Origin of the sequence: Amycolatopsis ultiminotia, assembly GCF_039536925.1 — a bacterium.
Classification (GTDB): domain Bacteria; phylum Actinomycetota; class Actinomycetes; order Mycobacteriales; family Pseudonocardiaceae; genus Amycolatopsis; species Amycolatopsis ultiminotia.
On record NZ_BAAAZN010000004.1, the window covers coordinates 207833 to 234278 of the forward strand.

28 protein-coding genes are annotated in these 26446 nt (G+C 69.0%); 15 read left to right on the forward strand and 13 right to left on the reverse strand.

All coding sequences use genetic code 11. The features are described 5' to 3' along the window. The first annotated feature begins 50 nt into the window (after positions 1-50). On the forward strand, positions 51-905 hold the full coding sequence (locus ABD793_RS11390) for a bifunctional methylenetetrahydrofolate dehydrogenase/methenyltetrahydrofolate cyclohydrolase (protein ID WP_344858529.1): 855 nt from the start codon (positions 51-53) through the stop codon (positions 903-905). Beyond that, positions 905-1216, forward strand: a complete 312-nt coding sequence (locus ABD793_RS11395; protein WP_344858531.1) for a DUF3017 domain-containing protein — start codon at positions 905-907, stop codon at positions 1214-1216. Before ABD793_RS11390 ends, ABD793_RS11395 begins: the two co-directional genes overlap by 1 nt. A gap of 21 nt (positions 1217-1237) precedes the next feature. On the opposite strand, the gene ABD793_RS11400 is transcribed toward ABD793_RS11395, so the two are convergent. Both ABD793_RS11400 and ABD793_RS11405 read right to left on the reverse strand, forming a co-directional pair. Beyond that, positions 1238-2425 (reverse strand): MFS transporter, encoded by a 1188-nt coding sequence (locus ABD793_RS11400; protein WP_344858533.1) that lies wholly within the window; start codon positions 2423-2425, stop codon positions 1238-1240. A gap of 195 nt (positions 2426-2620) precedes the next feature. Further along, positions 2621-2944: an ArsR/SmtB family transcription factor gene (locus tag ABD793_RS11405; protein ID WP_344858536.1), complete on the reverse strand. Its 324-nt coding sequence runs from the start codon at positions 2942-2944 to the stop codon at positions 2621-2623. Positions 2945-3054: 110 nt separating this feature from the next. On the opposite strand from ABD793_RS11405, the gene ABD793_RS11410 reads away from it, so the two are divergent. Further along, positions 3055-4248, forward strand: a complete 1194-nt coding sequence (locus ABD793_RS11410) for an MFS transporter (protein ID WP_344858538.1) — start codon at positions 3055-3057, stop codon at positions 4246-4248. A 13-nt stretch (positions 4249-4261) separates the two neighbouring features. Then, on the forward strand, positions 4262-4903 hold the full coding sequence (locus tag ABD793_RS11415; protein WP_344858540.1) for a spermine/spermidine synthase domain-containing protein: 642 nt from the start codon (positions 4262-4264) through the stop codon (positions 4901-4903). Here ABD793_RS11415 and ABD793_RS11420 read toward each other — a convergent pair. Next, a complete protein-coding gene (locus ABD793_RS11420; protein WP_344858542.1) occupies positions 4900-5478 on the reverse strand; it encodes an HhH-GPD-type base excision DNA repair protein in 579 nt (192 codons plus the stop codon). The two genes, ABD793_RS11415 and ABD793_RS11420, sit on opposite strands and share 4 nt — an antisense overlap. A gap of 42 nt (positions 5479-5520) precedes the next feature. Next, positions 5521-6285, reverse strand: a complete 765-nt coding sequence (locus tag ABD793_RS11425; protein ID WP_344858545.1) for an AraC family transcriptional regulator — start codon at positions 6283-6285, stop codon at positions 5521-5523. Positions 6286-6335: 50 nt separating this feature from the next. Between ABD793_RS11425 and ABD793_RS11430 the strand changes: the two genes are divergently transcribed. Beyond that, positions 6336-6749 carry a DUF2000 family protein gene (locus ABD793_RS11430; RefSeq protein ID WP_344858547.1) on the forward strand — a complete coding sequence of 138 codons (414 nt, stop codon included), beginning with the start codon at positions 6336-6338 and terminating at the stop codon, positions 6747-6749. Here ABD793_RS11430 and ABD793_RS11435 read toward each other — a convergent pair. Then, on the reverse strand, positions 6746-7345 hold the full coding sequence (locus tag ABD793_RS11435) for a class I SAM-dependent methyltransferase (RefSeq protein ID WP_344858549.1): 600 nt from the start codon (positions 7343-7345) through the stop codon (positions 6746-6748). The two genes, ABD793_RS11430 and ABD793_RS11435, sit on opposite strands and share 4 nt — an antisense overlap. Before the next feature lie 32 nt (positions 7346-7377). Next, the gene (locus ABD793_RS11440; RefSeq protein WP_344858551.1) at positions 7378-7740 is read right to left on the reverse strand and encodes a DUF2203 domain-containing protein; all 363 of its coding nucleotides are present in this window, start codon (positions 7738-7740) and stop codon (positions 7378-7380) included. Positions 7741-8021: 281 nt separating this feature from the next. On the opposite strand from ABD793_RS11440, the gene ABD793_RS11445 reads away from it, so the two are divergent. Beyond that, positions 8022-9245: an NADP-dependent isocitrate dehydrogenase gene (locus ABD793_RS11445; protein ID WP_344858554.1), complete on the forward strand. Its 1224-nt coding sequence runs from the start codon at positions 8022-8024 to the stop codon at positions 9243-9245. 205 nt (positions 9246-9450) lie between these two features. Beyond that, positions 9451-9762, forward strand: a complete 312-nt coding sequence (locus tag ABD793_RS11450; protein ID WP_344858556.1) for an SH3 domain-containing protein — start codon at positions 9451-9453, stop codon at positions 9760-9762. A 7-nt stretch (positions 9763-9769) separates the two neighbouring features. Here the strand turns inward: ABD793_RS11450 and ABD793_RS11455 are convergent, their stop codons facing one another. Further along, positions 9770-10498, reverse strand: a complete 729-nt coding sequence (locus ABD793_RS11455; protein ID WP_344858558.1) for an MBL fold metallo-hydrolase — start codon at positions 10496-10498, stop codon at positions 9770-9772. Between the two features lie 71 nt (positions 10499-10569). Here ABD793_RS11455 and ABD793_RS11460 point away from each other — a divergent pair, with 71 nt between their 5' ends. Continuing rightward, positions 10570-11385, forward strand: a complete 816-nt coding sequence (locus tag ABD793_RS11460) for an exodeoxyribonuclease III (RefSeq protein ID WP_344858561.1) — start codon at positions 10570-10572, stop codon at positions 11383-11385. A gap of 67 nt (positions 11386-11452) precedes the next feature. Here the strand turns inward: ABD793_RS11460 and ABD793_RS11465 are convergent, their stop codons facing one another. After that, entirely contained in the window at positions 11453-12166 is a 714-nt protein-coding gene (locus ABD793_RS11465; RefSeq protein ID WP_344858563.1) for a chitinase, read from the reverse strand. A gap of 1493 nt (positions 12167-13659) precedes the next feature. On the opposite strand from ABD793_RS11465, the gene ABD793_RS11470 reads away from it, so the two are divergent. The 3 genes from ABD793_RS11470 to ABD793_RS11480 all read left to right on the forward strand — a co-directional run bounded on the left by ABD793_RS11470 (position 13660) and on the right by ABD793_RS11480 (position 16539). Then, positions 13660-13920, forward strand: a complete 261-nt coding sequence (locus ABD793_RS11470) for a hypothetical protein (RefSeq protein WP_425548685.1) — start codon at positions 13660-13662, stop codon at positions 13918-13920. A 37-nt stretch (positions 13921-13957) separates the two neighbouring features. After that, the gene (gene trpS / locus ABD793_RS11475; RefSeq protein WP_344858566.1) at positions 13958-14980 is read left to right on the forward strand and encodes a tryptophan--tRNA ligase; all 1023 of its coding nucleotides are present in this window, start codon (positions 13958-13960) and stop codon (positions 14978-14980) included. A 545-nt stretch (positions 14981-15525) separates the two neighbouring features. Next, positions 15526-16539 (forward strand): YhjD/YihY/BrkB family envelope integrity protein, encoded by a 1014-nt coding sequence (locus tag ABD793_RS11480; protein WP_344858568.1) that lies wholly within the window; start codon positions 15526-15528, stop codon positions 16537-16539. A gap of 6 nt (positions 16540-16545) precedes the next feature. Here ABD793_RS11480 and ABD793_RS11485 read toward each other — a convergent pair whose 3' ends face one another. Beyond that, positions 16546-17781 (reverse strand): D-alanyl-D-alanine carboxypeptidase family protein, encoded by a 1236-nt coding sequence (locus tag ABD793_RS11485; protein ID WP_344858570.1) that lies wholly within the window; start codon positions 17779-17781, stop codon positions 16546-16548. A 42-nt stretch (positions 17782-17823) separates the two neighbouring features. On the opposite strand from ABD793_RS11485, the gene ABD793_RS11490 reads away from it, so the two are divergent. Both ABD793_RS11490 and ABD793_RS11495 read left to right on the forward strand, forming a co-directional pair. Beyond that, positions 17824-18084, forward strand: coding sequence for an SCO4848 family membrane protein (locus ABD793_RS11490; protein WP_344858572.1), 261 nt, complete (start codon positions 17824-17826; stop codon positions 18082-18084). A gap of 77 nt (positions 18085-18161) precedes the next feature. Next, complete coding sequence (locus ABD793_RS11495) at positions 18162-19550, forward strand: S8 family peptidase (RefSeq protein ID WP_344858575.1); 1389 nt, start codon at positions 18162-18164, stop codon at positions 19548-19550. Positions 19551-19619: 69 nt separating this feature from the next. Here the strand turns inward: ABD793_RS11495 and ABD793_RS11500 are convergent, their stop codons facing one another. The 4 genes from ABD793_RS11500 to sdhC are packed head-to-tail and all read right to left on the reverse strand — an operon-like array spanning position 19620 to position 23054. Then, the gene (locus ABD793_RS11500) at positions 19620-20387 is read right to left on the reverse strand and encodes a succinate dehydrogenase iron-sulfur subunit (RefSeq protein WP_344858577.1); all 768 of its coding nucleotides are present in this window, start codon (positions 20385-20387) and stop codon (positions 19620-19622) included. Beyond that, positions 20387-22141 carry a succinate dehydrogenase flavoprotein subunit gene (gene sdhA / locus ABD793_RS11505; protein ID WP_344858579.1) on the reverse strand — a complete coding sequence of 585 codons (1755 nt, stop codon included), beginning with the start codon at positions 22139-22141 and terminating at the stop codon, positions 20387-20389. The genes ABD793_RS11500 and sdhA overlap by 1 nt, the downstream gene beginning before the upstream one ends. A gap of 47 nt (positions 22142-22188) precedes the next feature. Beyond that, positions 22189-22605 (reverse strand): succinate dehydrogenase hydrophobic membrane anchor subunit, encoded by a 417-nt coding sequence (locus ABD793_RS11510; protein ID WP_344858581.1) that lies wholly within the window; start codon positions 22603-22605, stop codon positions 22189-22191. Then, complete coding sequence (gene sdhC, locus ABD793_RS11515) at positions 22605-23054, reverse strand: succinate dehydrogenase, cytochrome b556 subunit (protein WP_344858583.1); 450 nt, start codon at positions 23052-23054, stop codon at positions 22605-22607. The genes ABD793_RS11510 and sdhC overlap by 1 nt, the downstream gene beginning before the upstream one ends. Positions 23055-23654: 600 nt before the next feature. On the opposite strand from sdhC, the gene ABD793_RS11520 reads away from it, so the two are divergent. Next, positions 23655-24794, forward strand: coding sequence for a BMP family lipoprotein (locus ABD793_RS11520; protein WP_344858586.1), 1140 nt, complete (start codon positions 23655-23657; stop codon positions 24792-24794). Positions 24795-24872: 78 nt separating this feature from the next. Then, complete coding sequence (locus ABD793_RS11525; RefSeq protein WP_344858588.1) at positions 24873-26441, forward strand: ABC transporter ATP-binding protein; 1569 nt, start codon at positions 24873-24875, stop codon at positions 26439-26441. Positions 26442-26446 lie beyond the last annotated feature (5 nt).

The window sequence follows — 26446 nt, forward strand, 5'->3', positions numbered from 1 at the left end:
GCAGCGTGCCGGACGGCGGCCCCGGGCGGCGCTTTGCGAGAATGGCCGCCGTGACGGCGAAGATTCTGGACGGCAAGGCCACGAAGGACGCCATTTTCGCGGAGCTGCGCCCGCGGGTGGCCGCGCTCGCCGAGCAGGGGGTGACCCCCGGGCTGGGCACGGTGCTGGTCGGCGACGACCCCGGTTCGCATTCGTACGTGAAGATGAAGCACGCCGACAGTGCGAAGATCGGCGTCAACTCGATCCGCCGCGACCTGCCTGCGGACATCTCGCAGGAGAAGCTCGAAGCGGTCGTCGACGAGCTGAACGCCGACCCGGCCTGCCACGGCTACATCGTCCAGCTGCCGCTGCCGAAGCACCTCGACACCAACCGCGTGCTCGAGCGCATCTCTCCGGACAAGGACGCCGACGGTCTCGCACCGGTCAGCCTCGGCAGGCTCGTGCTCGGCCAGCAGGGTGCGCTGCCGTGCACGCCGTACGGGATCATCGAGCTGCTCAGGCGGCACGATGTGGAGCTGAACGGTGCCCAGGTGACCGTGGTCGGCCGCGGAATCACGGTCGGGCGGACGCTGGGTCTGCTGCTCACCCGGCGTAGCGAAAACGCCACGGTGACGCTCTGCCACACCGGCACCCGCGACCTCGCCGCCGAGACGCGCCGGGCGGACATCGTGATCGCCGCCGCGGGTGTCCCGGGGATCCTCAAGCCGGAGATGGTGCGCCCCGGCGCGGCCGTACTCGACGTCGGGGTTTCGCACGTCGAGGGCAAGCTCACCGGCGACATCGACCCGGCGGTGGCCGAGGTCGCGGGCTGGCTCTCGCCGAACCCCGGCGGGGTCGGCCCGATGACGCGGGCGATGCTCGTCAGCAACGTGGTCGAGGCCGCGGAACGCGCGGTCGCGCGCTGATGGCGATGCCCGGCGAACGGCAGCGTGGCGGTCGCGCGTGGACCGTCCACGTGCCGTTCGCGGTGGTGGCTCTCCTGCTGGTCGCCGCCGTGGTGCGGGCTTCGCAGTACCACTGGCGGGAGGGGGCGGTGCTCGTCGGCGTTGCCCTGCTCGTGGCAGGTGTGCTCCGGGCGGTGCTGCCGGTCGAGAAGGCGGGGCTGCTCGCGATTCGCGGCAAGGTCGTCGATGTCGTCACCTTCGGCGTGCTGTGCGCCGCGGTGCTCTACATCGCGCTCACCATCACCGGCGGCCCCTTCGCCCCGTCCTCCTGAATCAGCGGGAATCAGCAGGAATCAAGAGGCCAGCGCCAGTTCCTTCCGGTCCCGGACGCGGGTTGCCTCGCGCCGGTCGAGCAGACCGGACACCGCGGCGATGGACACCCCGACCACGGCCAGCGTCGCGCCGACCCAGTTGGGCGCCAGCAGTCCGAGGCCGCCCGCGATGACCAGGCCGCCGAGGTAGGCGCCGATCGAGTTGGCGATGTTGAACGCCGACTGCACCGCGGCCGACACGAGCGACGGCGTGCCGCCTGCCTTTTCCATGATCCGCGCCTGCATCATCGGGCCGATCATGAAGCCGGCGACGCCGACGAAGAAGATCGTGATCGCGGCGCCGACCTTGCCCTGCGCGGTGACCGTGAAGACCGCGAGCACGGCGGCCAGTGAGAGCAACGCGGCGTACAGGCCCGGCATCAGCGCCTTGTCGGCCAGCCGTCCGCCGAGGAAGTTGCCGATCGTCATGCCCACGCCGGCGAGCGAGAGCAGCAGCGTGACGTTCGACGGCGAGTACCCGGCGACGTCGGTGAGCATCGGTGCGATGTAGGACATGCAGGCGAACACCCCGCCGAGGCCGAAGGTGACGATGGCCAGCGCCAGCCACACCTGCGGACGGCGGAACGCGCCGAGTTCACCGCGCAGCGACGGTTCGTCCGGGCGGCCCTGGTGCGGCACCAGCTTCGCGATGGTCGCCATGGCGACCAGCCCGATCACCGCGACCACGCCGAACGTGGCACGCCAGCCGACCTGCTGGCCCAGCAGTGTGCCGAGCGGTACGCCGACGACGTTCGCCAGCGTCAGGCCCATGAACATCATCGACACCGACTTCGCCCGCTCACCGGGCCGGGCGAGGCTCGAGGCGACCACCGCGCCTGCGCCGAAGAACGCACCGTGCGGCAGCCCGGCGAGGAACCGGAACACGATGCCGAATTCCTGGTTCGGCGACAGTGCGAACAGGCCGTTGCCGAGGGTGAACAGGCCCATCATGGCCAGCAGCATGGTCTTGCGCGGCAGCCGCACGGCCAGCGCGGTCAGTAGCGGTGCGCCGATCACCACGCCGAGTGCGTAGGCGGAGATGAAGTAGCCGGCGGACGGGATGTCGATCTGGAAGTCAGCGGCGGCCTGGGGCAGCACACCCATCATCACGAACTCGGTGGTGCCGATGCCGAAGGCACCGACGGCGAGCGCGAGCAACGCGACGGGCACGGCTCTCCCTTCCTGGGGAAATCAGGTGCTCAGCCCGGGAACGACCCGGTTCTGAAGCGCTTTAGTAAACGGCCAAAAAACAAGACAGCCGCTGGCGGCGCCGACGCCGTGGTGCTGTCTGCGATCCAGTTCAACCGAAGAGGGGTGCCGTTGTCATCCCGGTATCCGGGTGAGGCTGTTCACGTAACGCGACGTTCAGCGCGGCGCGGCGAGCACGCCGTCCAGCAGTCCGGGGAACAGTGCGTCGAGATCGTTGCGGCGCAACGAGTTGAACCGGGTGGTGCCGTCCTGTCTGCCGGTCACCACGCCGGCCTGGCGAAGGATCGAGAGGTGGTGGGTCAGTGTGGACTTCGTCACCGGCACGTCGAGCGCTCCGCAGGCGATCTCGCTGCCGGTGGCGGCCAGCTGCCGCACGATCGCCAGCCGCACCGGATCGGCCAGCGCCCGCAGCACGGCCTCGACGGTCATCTCGCCGCGCTCGGGATGGACGAGCGGGGAGAGCGGCACGGTCCCGGACATGGTTCCCATAGTACGACTTCCCTCGAAATTGTCGGCGCCACTGTGTACGGTATTCATCGAACTACGACGTTCGTCGAACTAATCCATCCGTTCTTCTTGGGGGGACGTCCATGTCCACCGCTTCGTCCTCGGCCGCGGCGCGGAACCTCGTGCTCGCGTTCGGTGCTTTCGGCGTCGGCACCAGCGGTTACATCGTGGCCGGGCTGCTGCCGTCGCTCACCGCCGAGCTGGCTGTCTCGGCGACCGCCGCGGCACAGCTGGTCACCGCGTTCGCGATCGCCTACGCGGTGGGTTCGCCACTGTTCGCCGCGGCCACCGGGCGGTGGGAGCGGCGGAAGCTGCTCGTGGCCGCACTCGTCGTGGCCGGTGCCGGAAACCTGCTCGCGGCGATCGCGCCGGGGTATGTGACCCTGCTGCTCGCCCGGATCGTCACCGCGGTCGGCGCCGCGGTGTTCACCCCGGCGGCCAGTGCGGTGGCCGCGGAGCTCACCACGCCGGATCGTCGCGGCCGGGCGGTCGCGGTGGTGTTCGGCGGGCTGACCGTCGCGTTGATCTTCGGGGTGCCGCTCGGCAGCCTGATCTCCCAGCAACTGGACTACGAGGCGGCGTTCCTGCTCGTCGGGGTCCTGCTGCTGGCGAGTGCGGTCGCCGTGCGGCTCGTGCTGCCGCAGGTCGCGGCGCCGCCCGCGGTGCGGCTGGCCGAGCGGTTCGCCGTGGCGCGGGACCGGCGGGTGATCGCGCTGCTGGTCACCACGGTGCTCGCCTGTCTGGCCGCGTTCATGGTCTACACGCTGATCTCCCCGTTGCTCACGGCGATCACCGGGGTGTCCGGCGGGACCGTCACGGCGCTGCTGTTCTGCTACGGGATCGGCGGCGCGGTGGGCAACTTCGCCGGCGGCCGCGCGGCCGACCGGTGGGGTGCGCGGCGACCGGTGCTGTTCGTGCTGGTCTTGGTCACCGTGGTGCTGGTGCTGCTGCCGATCGCGACCAGGACCGTCGCGGGGGCGGCCGTCGCACTGTTCCTGTGGGGACTGGGGACCTGGGCGTTCAGCCCGCCGGTGCAGCATCGGCTGATCGAGCTCTCCCCGGGGCACGCCGGGCTCACGCTGTCGCTGAACGCGTCCGCGATCTACCTCGGGGTCGGGCTGTCCGGGGTGGCCGGCGGCGCGGTGCTGACCACGGCCGGGCCTGCCGTGCTGCCGGAGGTGGCCGCGGTGCTGCCCGCGGTGGCCGTCGTGGTGCTCCTGCTCTTCTGGGGGACGCGCACCCCGGCCCGGCCCGCGCAGGAGGAAGTGCCGGCGTGAGAAGCTGCCCGGCGTGGTCGAGGTGCTGAAAGTCGTCTCCGGGCACGGCGGGGAGCTGGTGCTGCGCACCGACGGTGCGGCGTTCGAGGTGATCGAGAACGGCGTGTTCCTGATGGACACCCGCAACGGCGAATCGGAACGGCTGCTGGCGACCGGTGCGGCGGACCGGCTCGGGTCCGGTGCGCGGATGCTGATCGGCGGGCTGGGTGTCGGGTTCTCGTTGCGTGCCGCGCTGGATCACGGTGGGGTCGGCGAAGTCGTGGTGCTCGAGCGTGAACCGGCCGTGATCGAGTGGAACCGCACCGGCCCGTTGCGTGCGGTGCACGGTGCGGCGCTGGCCGATCCACGGGTGCGCGTGGTCGAGGCGGATCTGCTCCGCTGGCTGGATATCACGGAGGAGACGTTCGACGCGCTGTGCCTCGACATCGACAACGGTCCGGAGTGGACAGTCACGGAAGGCAATGCGCAGCTCTACGCGGAGAGCGGACTGGACCGGTTGATCCGGCTGCTGCGCCCGGGTGGCGTGCTGGCGGTGTGGAGCGCGGGGGCGGCGCCGGAGTTCACCGAACGGCTGCGGGGCCGGTTCGCTTCGGTGGAGGTAGTGCCGGTTCCGGTGCCGCGCGGCGAGCCGGACGTGCTCTGGTTCGCGCGTTAGCCTTTTGCCGCTGCCTTCGCGGCTTTCTTGAACGCGCGGACCTCGGCGAGCGTGGTCGCGTCCGTGACGTCGGCGATGGACCGGCGGGAGCCGCGATCGCCGTACGCACCGGCGGTTTCCCGCCAGCCCTTCGGCTGCACGCCGCGCTGTTTCCCGAGCAGGGCGAGGAAGATCTTCGCCTTCTGCTCGCCGAAACCGGGCAGCGCCTTGAGCCGCTTGAGGACTTCCGGTCCGTCCGGCTTGGGGCGCCCGGACAACCAGATGCCTTCGGTACTGCCGTCGTAGTGCTCGATGATGTGCTGCGCGAGCGCGTGCACCCGGCGGGCCATCGAACCGCCGTAGCGGTGGATGGCAGGCGGGGTGACGCAGAGTTCGACGAAGGTGTCGAGTTCGGTGGCCGCGATCCTGCCGAGGTCGAAGCCGTCCATCCGGTCGGCGATCTTGCGCGGCCCGGAGAACGCGTGCTCCATCGGGTACTGCTGGTCGAGCAGCATGCCGACGAGCAGCGCGAACGGATCGTCGTTCAGCAGCTCGTCCGCCGCCGGATTGCCGGTCAGGTGCAGTTCACGCAGCATGCGGACCAGGATCGCACGTCGGCCGCAGGCGCTCCACCTCGCTCATCCTCGTGCGTACCGGCCGGGGGTGATACCGAGGTAACGACGGAAATGCCGCGTCAGATGGGCCTGGTCGGTGAATCCGGCGGCGGTTGCCACGGCAGCGGACGGGGCACCGTCGAGGAGCAGCTTGCGAGCGTGGTCGACGCGGCGGCCGGTCACGTACCGGTGTGGTGGCAGGCCGAACCGGCGGCCGAACGCGCGGACGAGGTGTACCGGATGCGCGCCGAGCACCTCCGCGGCTTCGGCGAGGGTCGGCGAGAACGGCAGCCGTTCGTCGAGGAGTTCGCGCAGGTCGTCGGCCAGGGTGCGGTCCGGGGCCCCGGAGCCGGGTGGCCGGCCGAGGTGCGTGCGCAGCCGTTCGGCCACCAGCGCGAGCCTGCTTTCCGCCTCGAACGGGTCGGCAAGTGCTTCGTGCAGCTGGTGGATCCGCTTGCGCAGCAACGGATCGGGCAGGCTGGGCCGGTCGACGGCGGCACCGATCAGCGCTGCTTCGAGCAGGTCTGCGTCCAGGTAGAGCACGCGTTTGCGGAAACCGTGCCGGGTGGCGGCGCGGCCGTCGTGCGCGACCTCCGGGGGCAGCAGCGTGACGGCGGTGCCGAGCGCGCCGTGCTGGTGCCGGTCGAGGTCGTAGCTGATCGCACCGTCGTCGACGATCAGCAGGGTCCACGTGTCGTGGGTGTGCACGGGGTACGCGTGCTCGGTGAACCGGGCGTGGAATGCCTCCGCGATCCCGGGCACCGGTGGACGCCATGCCGACACGGTCATGTTCAGAACGTACAAGACCTGATGCACCCGGCCGTCCGACGCTTGACCCCGTGACCCGATTCGATACGAAGATCGCCGTGCTGCTGCGGGACGACCTGGCCTCCTGGCAACGGCTGAACGTGACCGCATTCCTGGTGAGCGGGCTGGCCCACGCGACCCCCGAACTGATCGGCGAGCCCTACGCGGACGCCGACCACACCGAATACCTGCCGATGCTCGGCCAGCCGGTGCTCGTCTTCTCCGGCACTGCGGAGGTGCTCACCGCGGCCCACACCCGTGCACTGAACCGCGGTCTGCGCTTCCCGATCTTCACCGACGAGCTGTTCCACACCGGCAACGACGCCGACAACCGGGCCGCCATCCGCGCCGTCCCGACGGAGAAGCTGGCGCTGGCCGGTCTCGCCGTGCACGGGCCGAAGAATGCGGTGGACAAGATTCTCAAAGGTGCGCAGCTGCACCGTTAAGCCTCGGCGAACACCGCGAACACCTGCCGTATCCGGTCGCCTCGGTCCGAGGTCACCACGCGGGCCGTCGCCCGGTGGAAGCCGGCGTCGGTGGCCAGCGCGGCGGCCTCCTCGACGGTGGCCGGGATACGCAGGTCTTTCGGCATCAGCTCACCCATCGCGCCTTCCCGGCGCAGTCGCGACGCCAACGAGATGCTGAACGCCAGCCTGCCGCCGGGGCGCAGCACGCGGCGCCACTCTGCCAGCGCCGTCGCACCGAGGAAGTGCAACGCGGACGCACACACCACGGCGTCGGCCTCCCCGTCGCCGACCGGGAGCGGTACCGCGGTGGCGACCTGCCAGCGGATCCGTCCTTCGGGATCGAGCTGTGCGGCCTTCTCCCTGGCTCGCTCGATCATCGCGGGGGAGAAGTCCACCGCGAGCACCGACGCCGGTGCCAGCCGCAGTGCCGCGAACGCCGCGGCGCCGGTCCCGGTTGCGACGTCGACGAGCAACGCGGGCTCCGGGGACAGGCCGTCGATGAGGGTGCCGGCCACGAGCGGGTGGAAGAGGTCTTCGTCGTAACCGGGGGCCTGTGCGTCGAAAAGGTCGCTCACCAGCTCACCGTAGTGCTGATGACCAGCGAATTTCACGGCAACCGGCGGCGACCGGCGAAGCCGAGGTCGACCCGGTGGTACCAGGACAGCTCCTCGTCACCCTCGAGCCAGCACAGCAGCACCTCGTCGCCGTCGAGCGTGGCGGGGAAGTCCACCAGCAGCGGCGCGAACCCCTTCAGCTCGGCACCGGTCTCCTGCACCGCGGTCATCAGGTCGTCGAGCCGGGCCTGCGCGGCCTTCCATTCGGGCAGACCGCCGAGTTCGGTGTCCCGTCCGCCCGGCCGCAGCGACGCGACGAGCTCCGCGGCGTCCGCGCGGACCCGGACGAGCTCGTCGAGCACCGGGCGCAGCCGGCTGAGTTCGGCGCGGGCCTCCGGCACGGTGAACAATCCCATGTGCAAATAGTCCCACCGGCCCGGTGTCGCGCAGCACCCCCACCGGCCCGCTCGGTACCCGCGTGATCACCTGGGGTGTTCGTTTCCGGGGCGGGGATGCCCGCCCGGTTCACCGGGTTCGGCGAACCGGCCCGTCCCGTCCCCGGTCGTCGCGGTGGACGGCAGTGGAGGAGACTTGATGCCGACCACTTCTGGAACCATCCAGCTCTGTCAAGCAGTACGCTTGTACCGCTACCGAAGAGAGCGAACGCGCAAGATCCGCGGAAGGAGCACCGCTGCTCATGGCCAAGATCAAGGTCCAGGGCACCGTCGTCGAGCTCGACGGCGATGAGATGACCCGCATCATCTGGCAGTTCATCAAGGACAAGCTGATCCACCCGTATCTGGACGTCAACCTGGACTACTACGACCTGGGCATCGAGGAGCGGGACCGCACCGACGACCAGATCACGGTCGACTCCGCCAACGCCATCAAGCAGCACGGCGTCGGCGTCAAGTGCGCGACGATCACCCCGGACGAGGCCCGCGTCGAGGAATTCGGCCTGAAGAAGATGTGGCGGAGCCCGAACGGCACCATCCGCAACATCCTCGGCGGCGTCGTGTTCCGCGAGCCGATCATCATGTCGAACGTCCCGCGGCTGGTACCCGGCTGGACCAAGCCGATCATCATCGGCCGGCACGCGCACGGCGACCAGTACAAGGCCACCGACTTCAAGGTCCCCGGCCCCGGCACGGTCACCATCACCTACACGCCGGACGACGGCTCCGCGCCGATGGAGTTCGAGGTCGCGAAGTACCCGGAGGGCGGCGGCGTCGCCATGGGTATGTACAACTACCGCAAGTCGATCGAGGACTTCGCGCGCGCGTCGCTGCAGTACGGCCTCGACCGCGGCTACCCGGTCTACCTCTCCACCAAGAACACCATCCTCAAGGCCTACGACGGCATGTTCAAGGACGTGTTCCAGGAGATCTACGAGGCCGAGTACAAGGCGGACTTCGACGCCAAGGGCCTCACCTACGAGCACCGCCTGATCGACGACATGGTCGCCGCGGCGCTCAAGTGGGAGGGCGGCTACGTCTGGGCCACCAAGAACTACGACGGCGACGTCCAGTCCGACACTGTCGCGCAGGGCTTCGGCTCGCTCGGACTGATGACCTCGGTGCTGCGCACGCCGGACGGCAAGACCGTCGAGGCGGAGGCCGCGCACGGCACGGTGACCCGGCACTACCGCCAGCACCAGCAGGGCAAGCCGACCTCCACGAACCCGATCGCCTCGATCTACGCGTGGACCCGTGGCCTCGAGCACCGCGGCAAGCTCGACTCCAACTCGGAGCTGATCGGTTTCGCGAACAAGCTGGAGCAGGTCGTCGTCGACACCGTCGAGGGCGGCAAGATGACCAAGGACCTCGCGTTGCTGGTCGGCAAGGACCAGCAGTGGCAGACGACAGAGGACTTCCTCGCGACGCTGGACGAGAACCTGGCCAAGAAGATCGCGCAGGGCTGATCTTCGGCCGAAGCAGTCGATGGGCACCTCGGAGGAGTCTTCCGAGGTGCCCATCGTCGTGCACCAGGCCCCTGCAGCGGTCGTCGCTCTTGGTGATCAGGGGGTGACAGACGTTGCCGCCACCGGGTGGTCTGCGTGCGCAGGCCTGGTCCGGCCGGTCCTGCGGTCTCTACTCTGGTCATCGTTTCGCGACTGAGGAGCGGCTGTGATCCTGGGTTTGCCGAAGAAGACGCTGATCATCATCGGGGCCGTCGTTGCGGTCTTCGTCATCTACGTGCTGAGCCAGAAGGGCCAGGCCGACGCGCAGGGCTCTTCGACCGGGTGCAAGGTGGCGGTGACCGCGGACGTGCTCAACGCGCGGGAGACGCCGGCGGGCGACGGGAACATCGTCGGGAAGTACTTGAACGGCGCTGAATTCGACGCGCAGCCGGTGGTGCAGAACGGTTTCCGCAAGGTCGCCGAGGACAAGTGGGTGTCCGAGGGGTTCCTGCAGCCGGTCGAGGGCTCGAAGTGCTGAGGGTGTTTCACCGCAGCGTCCGACCCTCGTCCGCGGCCTGTACCTCGCCGTCGAACTCCGCGCGGGCTTCCGCCACCGAGATCGCCCGGTCGCTGCCCGGCCAGAAGTGCGTGAGCAGCAACGTCCCTACGTTCGCCGTGGCGGCAAGACGGCCTGCTTCGGTGGCGGTCATCAGCCAACGGGGTTCGTCGCGTGGTGGCGGTCCCTGCAGAGTTGCTTCGCAGATCAGCACATCCGCGTCCTGCGCCAGTTCGGCGAGCCGCGGCGACGGGCCGGTGTCACCGGTGTAGGCGAGCGTGTAGCCGGACGTGGTGAGGCGTACTCCCCGGTTGACGACGTGGTGGGGCAGGGCCGCGGTGGTGCGCCGGAACGGGCCGATCTCGGTTTCGCCGTCGAGCTCGTGGACGTCGAAGATCTCGGTCGGGTGCGGGCGGGGTTCCATCGCGGCGAGCCGGTGCAGGGTGCCCGGCGTGCAGTGCAGGGGCAGCCGACGGTCGGTGGCGTGCTGCCACGCCCGGCCGAGAGCACTGACGTCCGCCAGATGGTCCGGGTGTTCGTGCGTGACGATCACCGCGTCGATCCGGTCTGCCGCGACGTGCTGGAACAGCCTGCTCGCGGCGCCGTAGCCGAGATCGAGCACGACGTGGAAACCGTGGTGGGACAGCAGGAAGCCGGCGCATGCGCGGCCCGCTTCCGGCCAGGCGCCGCAGCTGCCGAGGACGGTCAGGCGTGGCATCCGCCCAGTCTGTCCGAAGGCGGTCCCGGCGGCATCGCCTCGCGCGGGAATTGTCGGACCCGGCGGGTAGCGTGCGCGGGGTGCTGACCGTCTCCACTGTCAATGTCAACGGCCTTCGGGCCGCCGTGAAAAAGGGCTTCGTCGAGTGGCTCGCCACCACGAAGGCCGATGTCGTCGCGTGCCAGGAGGTGCGGGCCGAGGCTGCGCAGCTGCCCGCGTCGGTTGTCGAACCCGAGGGCTGGTTCGCCGCGCACGCGGCGTCGGCGGCCAAGGGGCGCAGCGGCGTGTCGCTGTACAGCCGCGTCGAGCCGGACGAAGTGCGTACCGGTTTCGGCGAGCCGGAGTTCGAGGACAGCGGGCGCTACCTCGAAATGCACCTGCCGGGCGTGGTCGTGGCGAGCCTGTACCTGCCGAGCGGCGATGTCGGTACCCCGCGGCAGGAGGAGAAGGAGCGCTTCATGGCCGCGTTCCTGCCTTACCTCGTGGAGCTGCGCGCGAAATCCGCCGCGGCCGGCCGGGAGGTCGTGGTGGTCGGCGACTGGAACATCGCCTACGACACGGTCGATCTGAAAAACTGGCGCGGCAACCAGAAGAACTCCGGTTTCCTGCCGGAGGAGCGGGCGTGGCTCGGCCGGGTCCACGAGGCCGGTTACGCCGATGTGCAGCGCAGGCTCGACCCGGCGGGGCCCGGTCCTTACACCTGGTGGTCCTACCGCGGCAAGGCGTTCGACAACGACGCGGGCTGGCGGATCGACTGCCAGCTGGCCACCCCGGGGCTGGCGGAGAAGGTCACGTCGGTGGTCGTCGAGCGGGCCGCGTCCTACGACCTGCGGTGGTCCGACCACGCCCCGGTCACCGCGTCCTACGACGTGCCGTTCCCCCGCTGATCCGGCTGCCGGACAACGGAAACGTCCCCCCGGCCGGAGCCGGGGGGACGGTGTGGGGACGGGGCGTTCAGCAGCTGAGGTTGGCGCCGGGGTCGACGCCGAGGATGCCGGCGAAGTTCGTGTAGAGATCGACCCGGCTCTGCACCTGTTCGGGGTTGCCACCGTCGCATTCGATGGAACCGTTGATGCTGCGGATCGTCTCGCCGAAGCCTGCGCCGTTCACGATGGCGTCGTGCGGGGTCATCGTGCCCGGTCCGGTCTGGGTGTTCCAGTACCAGAGCCCGGTCTTCCACGACACGGCCGCGTCCTGCTCCACCAGCGACGGGTTGTTCAGCAGATCGATGCCGAGCGCGTCACCCGCGCTCTTGTAGTTGAAGTTCCAGCTCAGCTGGATCGGGCCGCGCCCGTAGTAGGAGGCGGTGCCTGCCGGACAGCCGTAGGGCTGGGCGTCGTCGCAGTAGTTCGGGTAGTTGTCGGTGTTCTGCTCCACGACGTACACGAGGCCGCCGGTCTCGTGACTCACGTTCGCCAGGAACGCCGCAGCTTCCTGCTTCTTCACCGTGTCGTCGCCGCTGTTGGCGAACTCGGGGTAAGCGCTGAGCGCGTCGGTCAGCCCGGAGTAGGTGTAGAAGGCGTTCTTTTGGGGGAACATCTGGTTGAACTGGTCTTCGCTCACGGGGAACCCGTCAGCGGGTGCGGCGTGGGCGACGGCCGGCGTGAGCACCGCGACCGCAGCCGCGGCAGCGGTCGCGAAGGTGGTGAGGATCCTGCGCAGAGACATCGGGGCTCGCTCTCTTGGTCGCGCGGTCTGGTGGTCTACACCACAGAGGTATAGACCAATCCGGCGGAGGTGAACAGACTTCGCGGCCCCTTCCCGACCAAGACGACGCGAACAGACCAGCGAAGTTGGTGAATAACTGTCGGAGCGTGAGTCGCGGCGGCTGAATGGGTGAGGTTTTACGCATTTCGCTCAGTCGTGGACACACCCCGTGATGCACGCTGCCCGAGCGGCGACTCAGCGGAGTGGATCGGGCTGGTCGGCGACATCGGCAAGCGGGCTGATGTGCACGGCGGTGGTCCGGGGTTGTGAAGGAGGAAGACCGCGCCCACTGCGGTGCGCTCGCGCTCGACAACGCGGTGATGGGCACAACGCCGTGGCGATGCCTCAGACCACACGCGATGCCGGGCAAGGCGCCCTGGCGATGCCCGAGACCACGCATAGGGGCGCGTGAGACGCCGCGGTGGTGCAAGGGGCACTCGAGATGCCGCGGCGGCGCGCGAGACCGCGCGGAGGTGCATAAGACGCCCGTCGCGGCGGGCGCATGGGACGCCGTGGCGGCGGGCGCATGGGACGCCGTGGCGGCGCCGGGGTACATGAGACGCCGTGTGGCGAATCCGCGTCTCGGCGCGTGAGGCGGTGGTCGCGTTGCGGTGCACAAGGTTGCGTGCAGTGGTCCTGCGGTGTGCGGGGTCGTGGCTTCTGTGGTGTGCGCGGTTGTGCGTTCGGTTTTGCTGGGTCGGGACGAACGGTCCCGTCCCGGCGCAAGACCCGGGTTCCGGCTGAGGGCGGTGCCGGGACCGCTGGCCTCGTCCAGGTTGGAACGGGACGGATGGTCCCGACCGAGGGGCGGGACGGAACCGCTGGCCCCGACGGAACCGCTGGCCCCGGCAGGGCCGGTAGTTCCGAGCGGGGCTGGGCCAGGGCGGATGGTCCGACCAGGAGGGTTGGGTCGGGGCTGGCGGTTCCGTTCGTGAGTTGGGTTGGGGTGGTGCGGTGGTGCGGTGGTGCGGTGGTGCCCGCGGCGTTTGGCGGGGTTGGTGCGCCGCGGGGAGGGGGCGTGGATCAGGGGGCGTTTCGTCGCGCCGCGCTGACCACCGGTGATGTACCGAGTGTGGGGGTGCCCACTTGGGCTCCCCGTGTGGGCGCTAGTCTCGGCGCCCGAGTTGATCAGATCCGACCGGTCTTGACACGCTCGGTAGTTTTTTCACCAGTAGCACGCGGGGAGCTCATCCTTACGGGTGAGACGCCCGTAGGGAACCAGTCACTTCTCGGGAGGCACCCCGGTGCGCAACCCAGGCCATCTCCTGATCCGGTCCACGCTGTTCGCCGGCGGTTCGGCCGGGACGCCGCCAGGGGTCGCTGACGCATCGCGGCCCGCGCGTCCGGCTGTTGTTTCGCCGGACGCCTCGGTACGCGGCGCTCAGCCGGTCTCGGAGGCGCTCTCCGCGGTTCGTCCGGGGGCGTTTGCCCGTCGGGCGTTTGCCGTGTTCTCTGTGGCTTCCGTGCTGGTGTTCGCCGGTGGGGTGCCGGCTTTCGCGGACGACGGGGTTGCTCGCGCGGAGACCGGTTCGGCCGGGTTCGGCATGCTGGGGCCGGTCGGGCTGGTGGCGGTTGCGCTCGGCATCGTCGGGATGACGCTCGGTGTCCTGCGGCAGCGGCGCAAGGCGCGTGCCGCCGCGCTGGCCGAATCCGCCCGTGCGCACACCGGCTCCGACGAGCCCACCCGGCCGCTCACGGCGTTGCGCCAGCCCTGATCCCCGGCGCGAATCCGGCCCCTGGAAGAATCCAGCCGTGTCCGACGAACAGAACGGGCGCCTGCGGGTGCTTTCCGGGATTCAGCCGACCGCCGACTCGTTCCACCTCGGCAACTACCTCGGCGCACTGCGCCAGTGGGTGCGGCTGCAGGACACGCACGAGACCTTCTACTGCGTCGTCGACCTGCATGCGATCACCGTGGAGCAGGATCCGAAGGTACTGCTGGAGCGCACGCGCCGGTCGGCGGCCCAGCTGCTCGCGATCGGGGTCGATCCGCAGCGGAGCGCGTTGTTCGTGCAGAGTCAGGTGCCCGAACACGCACAGCTGAGCTGGGTGCTCGAATGCCAGACCGGGTTCGGCGAGGCGGGCCGGATGACCCAGTTCAAGGACAAGTCCGCCAAACAGGGCACCGACCGGGCCAGCGTCGGGCTGTTCACCTACCCGATCCTGCAGGCCGCGGACATCCTGCTCTACCAGGCGAACGCGGTGCCGGTCGGTGAGGACCAGCGCCAGCACCTCGAGCTCACCCGCAACCTGGCACAGCGGTTCAACAACCGCTACGGCAAGACGTTCACCGTGCCGGAGCCGCACATCGTCAAGGACACCGCCAAGATCTACGACCTGCAGGACCCGACGGCCAAGATGAGCAAGTCGGCATCCGCGGCGAACGGGCTCGTCGAGCTGCTCGAGGACCCGAAGCGTTCGGCGAAGAAGATCCGCTCCGCGGTCACCGACACCGGCCGCGAGGTCCGGTTCGACCCGGAGGAGAAGGCCGGCGTCTCGAACCTGCTCAGCATCTACTCCGCACTCACCGAGCGCACCGTGGCCGACCTCGAGACGGCCTACGAGGGCAAGGGCTACGGCGACCTCAAGAAGGACCTCGCCGAGGTGCTCGTGGAATGGCTGATCCCGCTGCAGGAGCGCGTGCAGTCCTACCTGGACGACGTGGCGGAGCTGGACCGGGTCCTCGCCGCCGGAGCGCACCGGGCGCGGGAGGTCGCGGCCGCCACGCTCGCGGCGACCTACGAGCGGATCGGATTCCTGCCGCCCGCGCACTGAGGACTCAGCACCGTTCCCTTGCCGGACAGGGCAACAGAGGAAACTGAAAACCGGAATCCGGCTGATCGCGACCGTCGTGGTGGAAATCCCGGGATGCGGATCCCGCGCCGATCAAGGAAAAGCCGAACCCGCAGGCGGGGCACTACGCGGGGATCCGGTGATCCAGGCGTGCCACCTGCGGTCGGTCGGGGATCTCACCGCGCTCGGCATGAAGGCCGGATCGAGGTCTGATCCGAACGTGGTCGACTTCGACCGCTCGTACTTGGCAGGCGACGGTTCTCCGGCCGCTGAAGTCGAGCAGCAGCCTGTCCGTGGCACAGAACCTCGCGACCAGGACCAGCAAGCCCACACCCGTGGACTACGCCCGCGAAGCCGTGCCCGATGCACACCGCGGACGTGGCCGGCCGACGCTTCCCCGCCGGTCCGGCACCGGAGCCGGCTGCTGGTGCCTGCCACGCAGAAGGTACTGGCGAAGCTCCACCAGCAGTAACCACCCCGGGCACGTTCGAGTGGCGGGCGGCGGCGGGCGTCGTTAGCGTTTCACGGTGGCGAACGAGACCGGTGACAAGGAAAAGCTGCTGCCCCGGCTGCGGCGGAAGTACCCGTGGCTGGATCACCTGATCCGCGCCAACGACTCCTTCGGCGAGCACTACGGCAACCACTACGCGGCCGCCATCACGTACTTCAGCGTGCTGTCGGTGTTCCCGATCTTCATGGTCGCGTTCGCGATCGTGGGCATCGTGCTCGGGAAGAACCAGGCGGTGATCGACCAGATCAAACAGGGCATCGACAGCTCCGTACCGGAGGGCCTGCAGGGCCTGGTGCAGCAGATCACCGACAGCGCGCTCAGTTCCGGCAGCGGGATCGGGATCTTCGGCCTGCTGCTGGCGCTCTACTCCGGCGTCGGCTGGATGGCGAACCTGCGTGACGCGCTCACCGCGCAGTGGGGGCAGGAGAAGAAGCAGCAGCCGTTCGTCACCACCACGATCAAGGACCTGCTGTCACTGGTCGGGCTCGGGTTGGCGCTGGTCGTCTCGTTCGCGCTGACCGCGGCGGGCAGCGGCATCGGCAACCTGCTGCTGGAGCTGGTCGGCCTGGAGAACGAGAGCTGGGCGGTGTTCCTGCTGCACGTCGCGACCATCGTGCTCGGGCTGATCGCGAACACCCTGGTGTTCCTCTGGGTGATCGCGCGGCTGCCGCGCGAGCACGTGGCGCTGCGCAGCGCCGTGAAGGGCGCGATCATCGCCGCCGTGGGATTCGTGATCCTGCAACAGGTCGCTTCGGTCTACCTCGCCAGCGTGACGAAGTCCCCGTCGGCCGCGATCTTCGGCCCGGTGATCGGGTTGCTGGTGTTCGCGAACCTGGTGTCCCGGTTCCTGCTCATGGTGACCGCGTGGACGGCCACCGCACGCGAGAACCAGCGCCGCGTGGTGCGGCCGCCTGCCCCGGTCTTGCTGGAGCCGCGCGTCACCGTGCAACGCGGCTTCGGCGTGGGTGCGGCAGCGGGGGTGTTCAGCGCGGGCGCCCTGCTCGGCTGGCTCGGCCGGCGCAAGGGCTGACGCGGCTCAGCGCTGTGGCCGCTTCTTCCGCTGGTTCCCTAGCACGAACCCGGCCACGATGATCACCGCGACCACCAGGGTCAGCACCCAGCCGGTGGTGCCGAACGGGTCCGGTTTCGCGGGTGCCGCCGACGAGGTGCCGCCGGCGGCGGCCACGTTCCCGTTTGCCTGCGGCGCCGACGGTGCGGTCGCGGACGGTTCGTAGACGATCCGGCCCACCGGCGCCGCGTGGTCGTTCTCCAGCGAGAAGCCGTAGTCGAGCAGCTTCGCGGCCTGGTCGACCACCCTGCTCGGCTGCTGCTCGGCACGCATCATCACCACGGCGAGCCTGCGCCCCTCGTGCTGGGCGGCGCCGACGTAGGTGTGCCGCGCGTCGTCGGTGAACCCGGTTTTGCCGCCGAGGAAACCGGGGTAGACGCCGAGCAGCTTGTTGTCGTTGTAGACCGGAATCGCCGGTTTCCCGCCGATCGCCGGGATGGTGTACGCCTTCGTACCCACCGCCTGCGCGAACTCCGGCTGCTTCATCGCGTAGTGGAAGATCGTGCTCAGGTCGTAGGCCGAGGTCGACATGCCCGGCCCGTCCAGCCCGGACGGCGTGGCCGCACGGGTGTCCGTGGCGCCGATCCGCGCGGCAAGCTGGTTCATCTTGGCCACGGCCACGTCCACGCCGCCGAGCGCGGTGGCGAACGCGTGCGCGACGTCGTTGCCCGAATGCATCAGCAGTCCGTGCATCAGCTGGTCCACCGTGTACTGCGCGCCCGCGGTGATCCCGACGCAGGTGCACTCCTGCTCGGCGTCCTCCTTGGTCGGCACCACGACCTGGTCCGGGTGCATCTCGGTGACGACCACGAGCGCCAGCAGGGTCTTGATCAGCGACGCCGGCCGCTCGCGCGCGTGCGGGTCCTTGGCGGCAAGCACGTCGCCGCTGTCGAGGTCCTGCAGCACCCAGGACGCCGCAGTGTCGCCGTCCGGCGGGTTCAGCGCGCCGACGGGCAGAACCACGCCGCAGCCGCCGAGCCGCTGGCCGCCGACCGGCTGTGCGGGGACCGGCAACGGCGCCGGCGCGGCCTGGCCGGGCTTCGGCTGCTCCGAGGTGTCCACCGGAGCAGGCGGCGCGGCGCGGTCGGCGCACTGCTGGGCCTGCGCCGGTACCGCGAAGACGGCCGGCGCGGCGACGGCAAGGAGACCGGCGGTGAGGGCCGAGGCGAGGACCCGCCGCGACCGAGGGAACGCGTTGTGCACCCACGCAGGCTAGCGCCGTCGCGGCGGCGGCATACTCGGGACATGCGTATTTCGCGAGGTGCCGCGATGTTCCTGCTCGCCTTCGGGGTGTGGTCGTGGATCATCTGGATCACGTTCGCCAAGAACCTCTGGGCGAGCGATCAGTCCTGGGCCGCGGACGGTTCGCCCACCGCGTACTTCATCGTGCACGCCGTGCTCACCGTCGTTTCCTTCGTGCTCGGCACGGCCATCGGCGTGCTCGGCTGGCGCGGAGTGCGGGCCACCGCCCGCGAGCGGGCTTCCGCGGGGGATTCCGCCACCTGATGCAGTGACCGTCCTTTGGTCGGTGGCGGGCAGTCGGCAGGCTGCCTAACGTTGCGCCCACCGACCATGGAGGTGGAATGTCCCGTATCCGTCGCTTGCTCATTCCCGTCACGCTTGCCGGGATCGCGGCCGGCGCGGTGACCGCGCCTGCTTCCGCCGCGCCCGCGCCGTCGTGTGACACCACGAGCACGCCGTACAGCTACGTAGTGCTCTACCAGCCGGGAGCGTCGCAACGCTCGGTGGACGACGAGCTCGGCGCCAAGTGCGGTACGCGAGTGGCGTACTACCCGGAGATCGGCGTGGCCGTCGCCAGCTCACGCAACGCGGACTTCGCCGAACGGATCGGCGTGCTGCGGGCGTACTCGGGAGGCAAGGACGTGGCCGCGCAAGCCGCCGCCCGTTCCGGTCAGCGTTCGGCGGTCGGCGCGCTGGAGCAGACGCAGAGCCGCGCTGCCGGAGACGACTTGTCGGCACAGCAGTGGGACATGCGGGCCATCCACGCGCCGGAGGCGAACAAGATCACCGAGGGTTCGTCGCGGGTCACCGTCGGCGTACTGGACTCCGGGATCGACGCCAAGCACCCGGCACTGACGCACGCGGTGGACGCGCGTTCGTCGGCCGGCTGCGTCACCGGCGCCGCGGACACCTCCGCGGCGGCTTGGGCACCGACCAACTCCGAACACGGCACACACGTCGCAGGCACCATCGCGGGCAAGGACCCGGCACGCGGGTTCACCGGTATCGCGCCGGGCGTCCGGCTGGCCTCGGTGAAGGTGGTGAACGACGACGGTTACATCTTCCCGGAGGCCGCCGTCTGCGGTTTCGTGTGGGCCGGTCAGCACGGCTTCGCGGTGACGAACAACAGCTACTACATCGACCCCGGGATGTTCTACTGCAGCAACGAGCCGGGTGACGCGGCCGCGTACGAAGCCGTCCGCCGTGCCGTGACCTACTCGAAGCAGCACGGCACGCTGAACGTCGCCGCGGCAGGCAACTCCGGTTTCGACGTCACGAAGCAGACCACCGACCCCAACCGTCCGCATCCGATCGACGCTTCGTGCGGCATCCTGCCGAAGGCCATCGACGGCGTGGTCACGGTGTCGTCGGTCGGCTACGCGGGCACGAAGTCGTCGTTCTCCAACTACGGCGCGGTCAGCGTGACCGCCCCCGGCGGTGATTTCGCCCAGCTACCGCCGGAAGGACAGGGCCAGGGCTGCCCGCTGTCCACGGTGTTCGACGGCGGCTACGGCACGATGTGCGGCACCTCGATGGCGTCCCCGCACGCGGCCGGGGTCGCGGCGTTGCTGGCGTCGAAGTTCCCGTTCGCCCCGCCGCAGCTGCTCAGCACGTTGCTCGGTGCGGAGGCCGATCCGGTGGCGTGCGAGGTGCAGGAATGCACCGGCCCGGCGCGGAACAACTCCTACTACGGCCACGGCTTGGTGAACGCGCTGGACGCGGTGCACTGACCGGCCGGCCGAAAAACCGGCCCTCGCCCCGTGTCGAGCGGGGGCGAGGGCCGGTTCGCGAGAAATCCGTCAGACCCGCTTGAACAGCAGGGCCCGCTTCACTTCCTGGATCGCCTTCGTGACCTGAATGCCACGGGGGCAGGCGTCGGTGCAGTTGAAGGTGGTGCGGCAGCGCCACACGCCTTCGCCGTCGTTCAGGATGTCCAGGCGTTCCTCGGCACCGTCGTCACGCGAGTCGAAGATGAAGCGGTGCGCGTTGACGATCGCGGCCGGGCCGAAGTACGAGCCGTCGTTCCAGTACACCGGGCACGACGACGTGCAGCAGGCGCACAGGATGCACTTGGTGGTGTCGTCGAAGCGGTCGCGGTCGGCCTGTGACTGGATCCGCTCGCGGGTCGGCTCGTTGCCGTAGGTGATCAGGTACGGCTTGATCGCCCGGTACGCCTCGAAGAACGGGTCCATGTCGACGTAGAGGTCCTTCAACGTCGTCAGGCCCTTGATCGGGGCGATGCTGATCTCGGTCTTCTTGCCGTTCTTTTCCAGCAGGTCCTTCAGCAGCACCTTGCAGGCCAGCCGGTTGATCCCGTTGATCTGCATGGCGTCCGACCCGCACACGCCGTGCGCGCACGAGCGGCGGAAGGCGAACGTGCCGTCCACGTAGTCCTTGACGTAGAACAGCAGGTTCAGCACCCGGTCGGTCGGCTGCGCCGGGACGTCGTAGGACTCCCAGTGCGGCTCCTGGTCGATCTCCGGGTTGAACCGCAGGATCTTCAGCGTGACCTGGATCGGCGTGTGGGTTTCGGAAGCGGCCTCGGCTTCCGGGGTGGCCGTCGTCATCAGTACTTCCGCTCCATCGGTTCGTAGCGGGTGAAGGTCACCGGCTTGTAGTCAAGCCGGATGTCGGACGACAGCCCCTCGCCCTGCTTGTAGGCCATGGTGTGCCGCATGAAGTTCGTGTCGTCGCGGGTCGGGTAGTCCTCGCGGGCGTGGCCGCCGCGCGACTCCTTGCGCGCGATCGCGCCGACGACGAGCACCTCCGCCAGCTCCAGCAGGAAGCCGAGCTCGACCGCTTCGAGCAGGTCGGTGTTGTACCGCTTGCCCTTGTCCGCCACGGTGATCCGGGTGTAGCGCTCCTTGAGCGACTGGATGTCGGTGAGCGCCTGCTTGAGCGTGTCCTCGGTGCGGTAGACCGACGCGTGCGAGTCCATCGTCTGCTGCATTTCCTTGCGGATGTCGGCAACGCGCTCGTCGCCGTGCTCCGACAGCAGCAGCTCCAGCTGCTGCTCGACCAGTGTGGTCGGGGTTTCCGGCAGCTCGACGTGCTCGTGGGCGAGTGCGTACTCCGCGGCGGCGATGCCCGCCCGGCGGCCGAACACGTTGATGTCCAGCAGCGAGTTGGTGCCCAGCCGGTTCGAACCGTGCACGGACACGCAGGCCACTTCACCCGCCGCGTACAGGCCGGGGATCACGTGCTCGTTGTCGCGCAACGCTTCGCCGTGGATGTTGGTGGGGATACCGCCCATCACGTAGTGACAGGTCGGGAACACCGGCACCGGTTCCTTGACCGGGTCGACCCCGAGGTAGGTGCGGGAGAACTCGGTGATGTCCGGCAGCTTGGTCTCCAGCACCTCCACCGGAAGGTGCGTCACGTCGAGCACGACGTAGTCCTTGTTCGGCCCGCAACCGCGGCCCTGCAGTACTTCCTGGACCATCGAGCGGGCGACGATGTCGCGCGGTGCGAGGTCCTTGATGGTGGGGGCGTAGCGCTCCATGAACCGCTCGCCGTCGGCGTTGCGCAGGATGCCGCCCTCGCCGCGGACCGCCTCGGAGATCAGGATGCCGAGGCCGGCCAGACCGGTCGGGTGGAACTGGAAGAACTCCATGTCCTCCAGCGGCAGGCCCTTGCGGAAGATGATGCCGAGGCCGTCACCGGTGAGGGTGTGCGCGTTCGAGGTGGTCTTGAAGATCTTGCCCGCACCGCCGGTGGCGAACACGATCGACTTGGCCTGGAACACGTGCAGTTCGCCGGTGGCCAGTTCGTAGGCGACGACGCCGGAGGCGACCGGGTTGCCGTCCTCGCCCTCGGTGGTGACCAGGTCGAGCACGTAGAACTCGTTGAAGAACTCGGTGCCGTACTTGACGCAGTTCTGGTACAGCGTCTGCAGGATCATGTGCCCGGTGCGGTCCGCGGCGTAGCAGGCGCGGCGGACCGCGGCCTTGCCGTGGTCACGCGTGTGCCCGCCGAACCGGCGCTGGTCGATCTTGCCCTCGGGCGTGCGGTTGAACGGCAGGCCCATCTTCTCCAGGTCGAGGACGGCGTCGATGGCTTCCTTGGCCATGATCTCCGCGGCATCCTGGTCGACCAGGTAGTCACCGCCCTTGACGGTGTCGAAGGTGTGCCATTCCCAGTTGTCCTCTTCGACGTTGGCCAGTGCGGCGCACATGCCGCCCTGTGCCGCGCCGGTGTGCGACCGGGTCGGGTAGAGCTTGGTGAGGACCGCCGTGCGGGCGCGCTGGCCGGATTCGATGGCCGCACGCATCCCGGCGCCGCCGGCGCCGACGATCACCACGTCGTACTTGTGGAACTGCATAGTGGGGCTCCGCTGCGTTGTGGAAGAGCGCTGTGGTGGGTGCGCCGTCAGGTGGCGGGCATTTCGGGATCGAAGGTGAAGATCACCATCGTGCCCACGGCCAGGATCAGCACCATCGACACGTAGAGGACCATCTTCAGCCAGAACCGGGTCGAGTCCTTGCGTGCGTAGTCGTCGATGATCGTGCGCAGGCCGTTGCCACCGTGGATCTCCGCGAGCCAGAGCATCGCCAGGTCCCAGAACTGCCAGAACGGCGAGGCCCACCGGCCGGCCACGAAGCCCCAGTTGATCCGGTGCACGCCGCCGTCGAGGATGTTCATGATCAGCAGGTGGCCGAGCACCAGGATGATCAGCGCCAGTCCGGAGATGCGCATGAACAACCAGCTGTAGAGCTCGAAGTTGCTGCGCCGGGCGGCAGGGCGCCGCGGCGAGCGCGGCTTGTCGAGAATCAGAGCGTCGGCCATCAGGCACCCCCGAAAAGCATTTCGACGGTGCGCTTGAGCATGAAGAACGCACCCGGAACCATCACCACGACCCACACGACGCCGATCACCCACAGCATCGTCTTCTGGTACTTCGGGCCCTTCGACCAGAAATCGACCAGCATCACGCGCAGGCCGTTGAGCGCGTGGAACAGCACCGCGCCGACGAGGCCGACCTCCAGCAGGTTCACCAGCGGGGTCTTGTACGTCTCGATCACCTGGTCGTAGGTGTTCGGCGACACGCGCACGAGTGCGGTGTCGAGTACGTGCACGAACAGGAAGAAGAATGTCAGCACGCCGGTGATGCGGTGCAGCACCCAGGACCACATACCGGGGTCGCCCCGGTAGAAGGATCCCCGCCGGCGTGAGGCACCCGCCCGATCGCTCGCCCCCGCCGCTGGCTCAGCGGCAGTGCTCGCCGTGGTGGACATCGGTGAACGGCCTCCAACGTCATGACTGTCGTGCCCGGGTGACCGGTGTGCTCCGCACTCGCCGGGGTCGGTCCACTGGGGACAACTCCGGCGACAGTGCCGAGTTCAGGGGCTCACGCGAGCGTGGATGCACAGGATGCTAGACCCGCCCCGGGTGCCCGGCTCACCTCCGGGTTCGTCTCTGTGATGGACCAGACACCGGCAGCGGTATCCACCACTTGCCGGTGTGTTCTGGAGCACGCCGGCGCCGGTCCCGCGGCCTCGCCGCAGCGGCCGGCCGGCGCGGTTCGCGCCGGCCCGCACCGAGTCCACTGTGGACACGCTGAGTGTCGGCCGGACCAGGTCGACCGCACTGGCCGGGTGGTCCGGGTGGGTGAGTTCCGGTGATCGAAGATGCGGAGCGTGGCCAAGTCGGTGACTTTCAGTACACGAATGGTCGCGGACCGAGCCGCTGAGTAAACGTTTGTGTTACGTAGCGTGCCGTTGCTATGGCGTCTTCCTGGCGGTTGGGTACGGTCTGGCGGTTGAACCCGACACCGTCGCCGGGTTCGTTCGACGCGTCCGCTGGATCAGCGGGGAGGGAGACACACGTTGCGTCGCATGCGTGGAACCGCGCTGGCCGCCGTGACCATGGCCGGGGTACTCGCCTTGGCCGGGTGTGCGAAGGACACCGGCAAGAACGAGAACGCGTCCGGATCGGACAGCAACTCGGGGTCGAACTGCATCACCGCGCAGAAGCCGCCTGCCGCGCCCGCCGCGGCCACGAGCAGCACCGCGGACACCGGCAAGGTCGACGGGAGCAAGTTGAAGGTCGGACTGGCCTTCGACGTCGGGGGTCGCGGGGACGCCTCGTTCAACGACGCGGCAGCCGCCGGAACCGACCAGGCGAAGAGTGAGCTCGGCGTCCCGTCGGTCCAGGAAAGCACGGCGAGCGCGAGCGAGAGCGAATCGGCGAAGCAGCAGCGGCTGGAGCAGATGGCCGCGCAGGGGCTCAACCCGGTCATCGCGGTCGGTTTCGCGTACGCGCCTTCGGTGGCTGCTGTCGCGCCGAAGCACCCGAACACGAAGTTCGCGATCGTCGACGACGATTCCATCAAGCAGCCGAACGTGACGCCGCTGGTCTTCGCCGAGGAGCAGGGTTCGTTCCTGGCCGGCGTCGCTGCCGCGTACAAGAGCAAGAACTGCCACATCGGCTTCGTCGGCGGCGTGAAAACCCCGCTGATCCAGAAGTTCGAGGCCGGTTACCTGCAGGGGGCGAAGGCGGTCTCGGACAAGATCCAGATCGAGGACGACTACCTCACCCCGGCCGGCGACTTCACCGGTTTCCAGGATCCGGCCAAGGGCAATGTGAAGGCCGCGGCGGAGATCGCCAAGGGCGCGGACGTGATCTACCACGCCGCGGGTGCCTCCGGTAAGGGCGTGTTCGACGCCGCCAAGTCCGGTGACGCGCTGGCCATCGGCGTCGACTCCGACCAGTACAACCAGAAGACCGTCGCGGCGGACAAGGACATCATCATCACCTCGATGGTCAAGCGGGTGGACATCGCGGTCTTCGAGTACCTGAAGGCGGCCGCGAAGAACGACCTCTCCACGGTCCCGAAGCGGTTCGACCTCAAGGTCGACGGCGTCGGCTACGCCACCTCCGGTGGCAAGGTCGACGACATCAAGGACGTGCTGGACGGCTACAAGGCCCAGATCATCTCGGGTGCCGTCCAGGTCAAGGACAAGCCGGAGAAGTAGTACACCGACGCGCCAGGGCTCGGAGGGATCTTCCTTCCGGGCCCTCGCGCGTTTCGACAGAACGGGATGTGCCCTCCGATGAGCGCTACCGAGGCCGAAGCCCCCGATCGGGGTACCCCGGCCGTTCAGCTGACCGGGATCACCAAACGGTTCCCCGGTGTGGTCGCCAACTCCGACGTCAATCTCACCGTGACCGCAGGCGAAGTACACGCCCTGTGCGGGGAGAACGGCGCGGGCAAGTCGACCCTGATGAAGATCCTCTACGGGATGCAGCAGCCCGACGAGGGCGCCATCGAGATCAACGGCACCGAGGTGCGGCTGCGCAACCCGCAGGACGCCATCCGGACCGGGATCGGCATGGTGCACCAGCACTTCATGCTCGCGGACAACCTTACCGTCGCGGAGAACGTGTTCCTCGGCGCGGAGGGGCTGCACGGTATCGGCCGTGCGGCGCGGTCGCGGCTGGCGAAGCTGGCCGAGCAGAGCGGGCTGCACGCGAAGCCGGACACGCTGCTGGAAGAACTCGGCGTGGCCGACCGCCAGCGCGTGGAGATCGTGAAGGTGCTCTACCGCGGCGCGAAGATCATCATCCTCGACGAGCCGACCGCCGTGCTCGTGCCGCAGGAAGTCGACGCGCTGTTCGACACGATCCGCGGGATGAAGGCGGACGGCTACACCTTCCTGTTCATCTCGCACAAGCTCGACGAGGTGCGGGCCATCGCGGACACGGTCACCGTGATCCGCCGCGGCACCACGGTCGGCACCGCTGATCCGAAGAGCATCACCAGCCACGAACTGGCCGAGATGATGGTCGGCTCCGAGTTGCCGAGCCCGCAGACCCGCGAGTCGACCGTGACCGACCGCGAGGTGTTGCGCGTGCGCGAGCTGCGGCTCTCGGCCGAGGGTTCGGAACGCAACGTGCTCGACGACATCTCCTTCACCGTGCGCGCGGGAGAGGTGCTCGGCATCGCGGGTGTCGAGGGCAACGGCCAGACCGAGCTGGTCGAGACGATCATGGGCATGCGCAAGGCCAGTGGCGGGCATCTCGAGCTCGCCGAGGCCGACGGCAAGGCCCGTGATCTGGTCAGGCTCGGCACGCTGGCCCGGCGCGAGGCGGGCATCGGCTACATCGCCGAGGACCGCACGCGGCACAGTCTGCTGCTCACCCAGCCGTTGTGGGTCAACCGGATCCTCGGCTACCAGACGCGCAAACCGGTTTCCGGCGGGCAGCTGCTGGACATCGCGGGTGCCCGCAAGGACACCGAGCGGATCGTGCGCGAGTACGACGTGCGCACGCCGGGCATCGACGTGCCCGCGGCCGCGCTTTCCGGTGGCAACCAGCAGAAGCTGATCGTCGGACGCGAGCTGTCCGGTAATCCGGTGCTGCTCATCGCGTCGCATCCGACCCGGGGGGTCGATGTCGGCGCACAGGCGCTGATCTGGGAGCAGATCCGCCAGGCCCGCGCGGACGGGCTCGCCGTGCTGCTGATCTCCGCGGACCTCGACGAGCTGATCGGGCTGTCCGACACGATCCGCGTGATGCTGCGCGGGCGGCTGGTGAGCGAGGCGAACCCGGCCACGGTGACCCCGCAGGAACTCGGCTCCGCGATGACCGGTGCCGCCGGAGAGGGAGAAGAAGTCCAGTGAAGTCC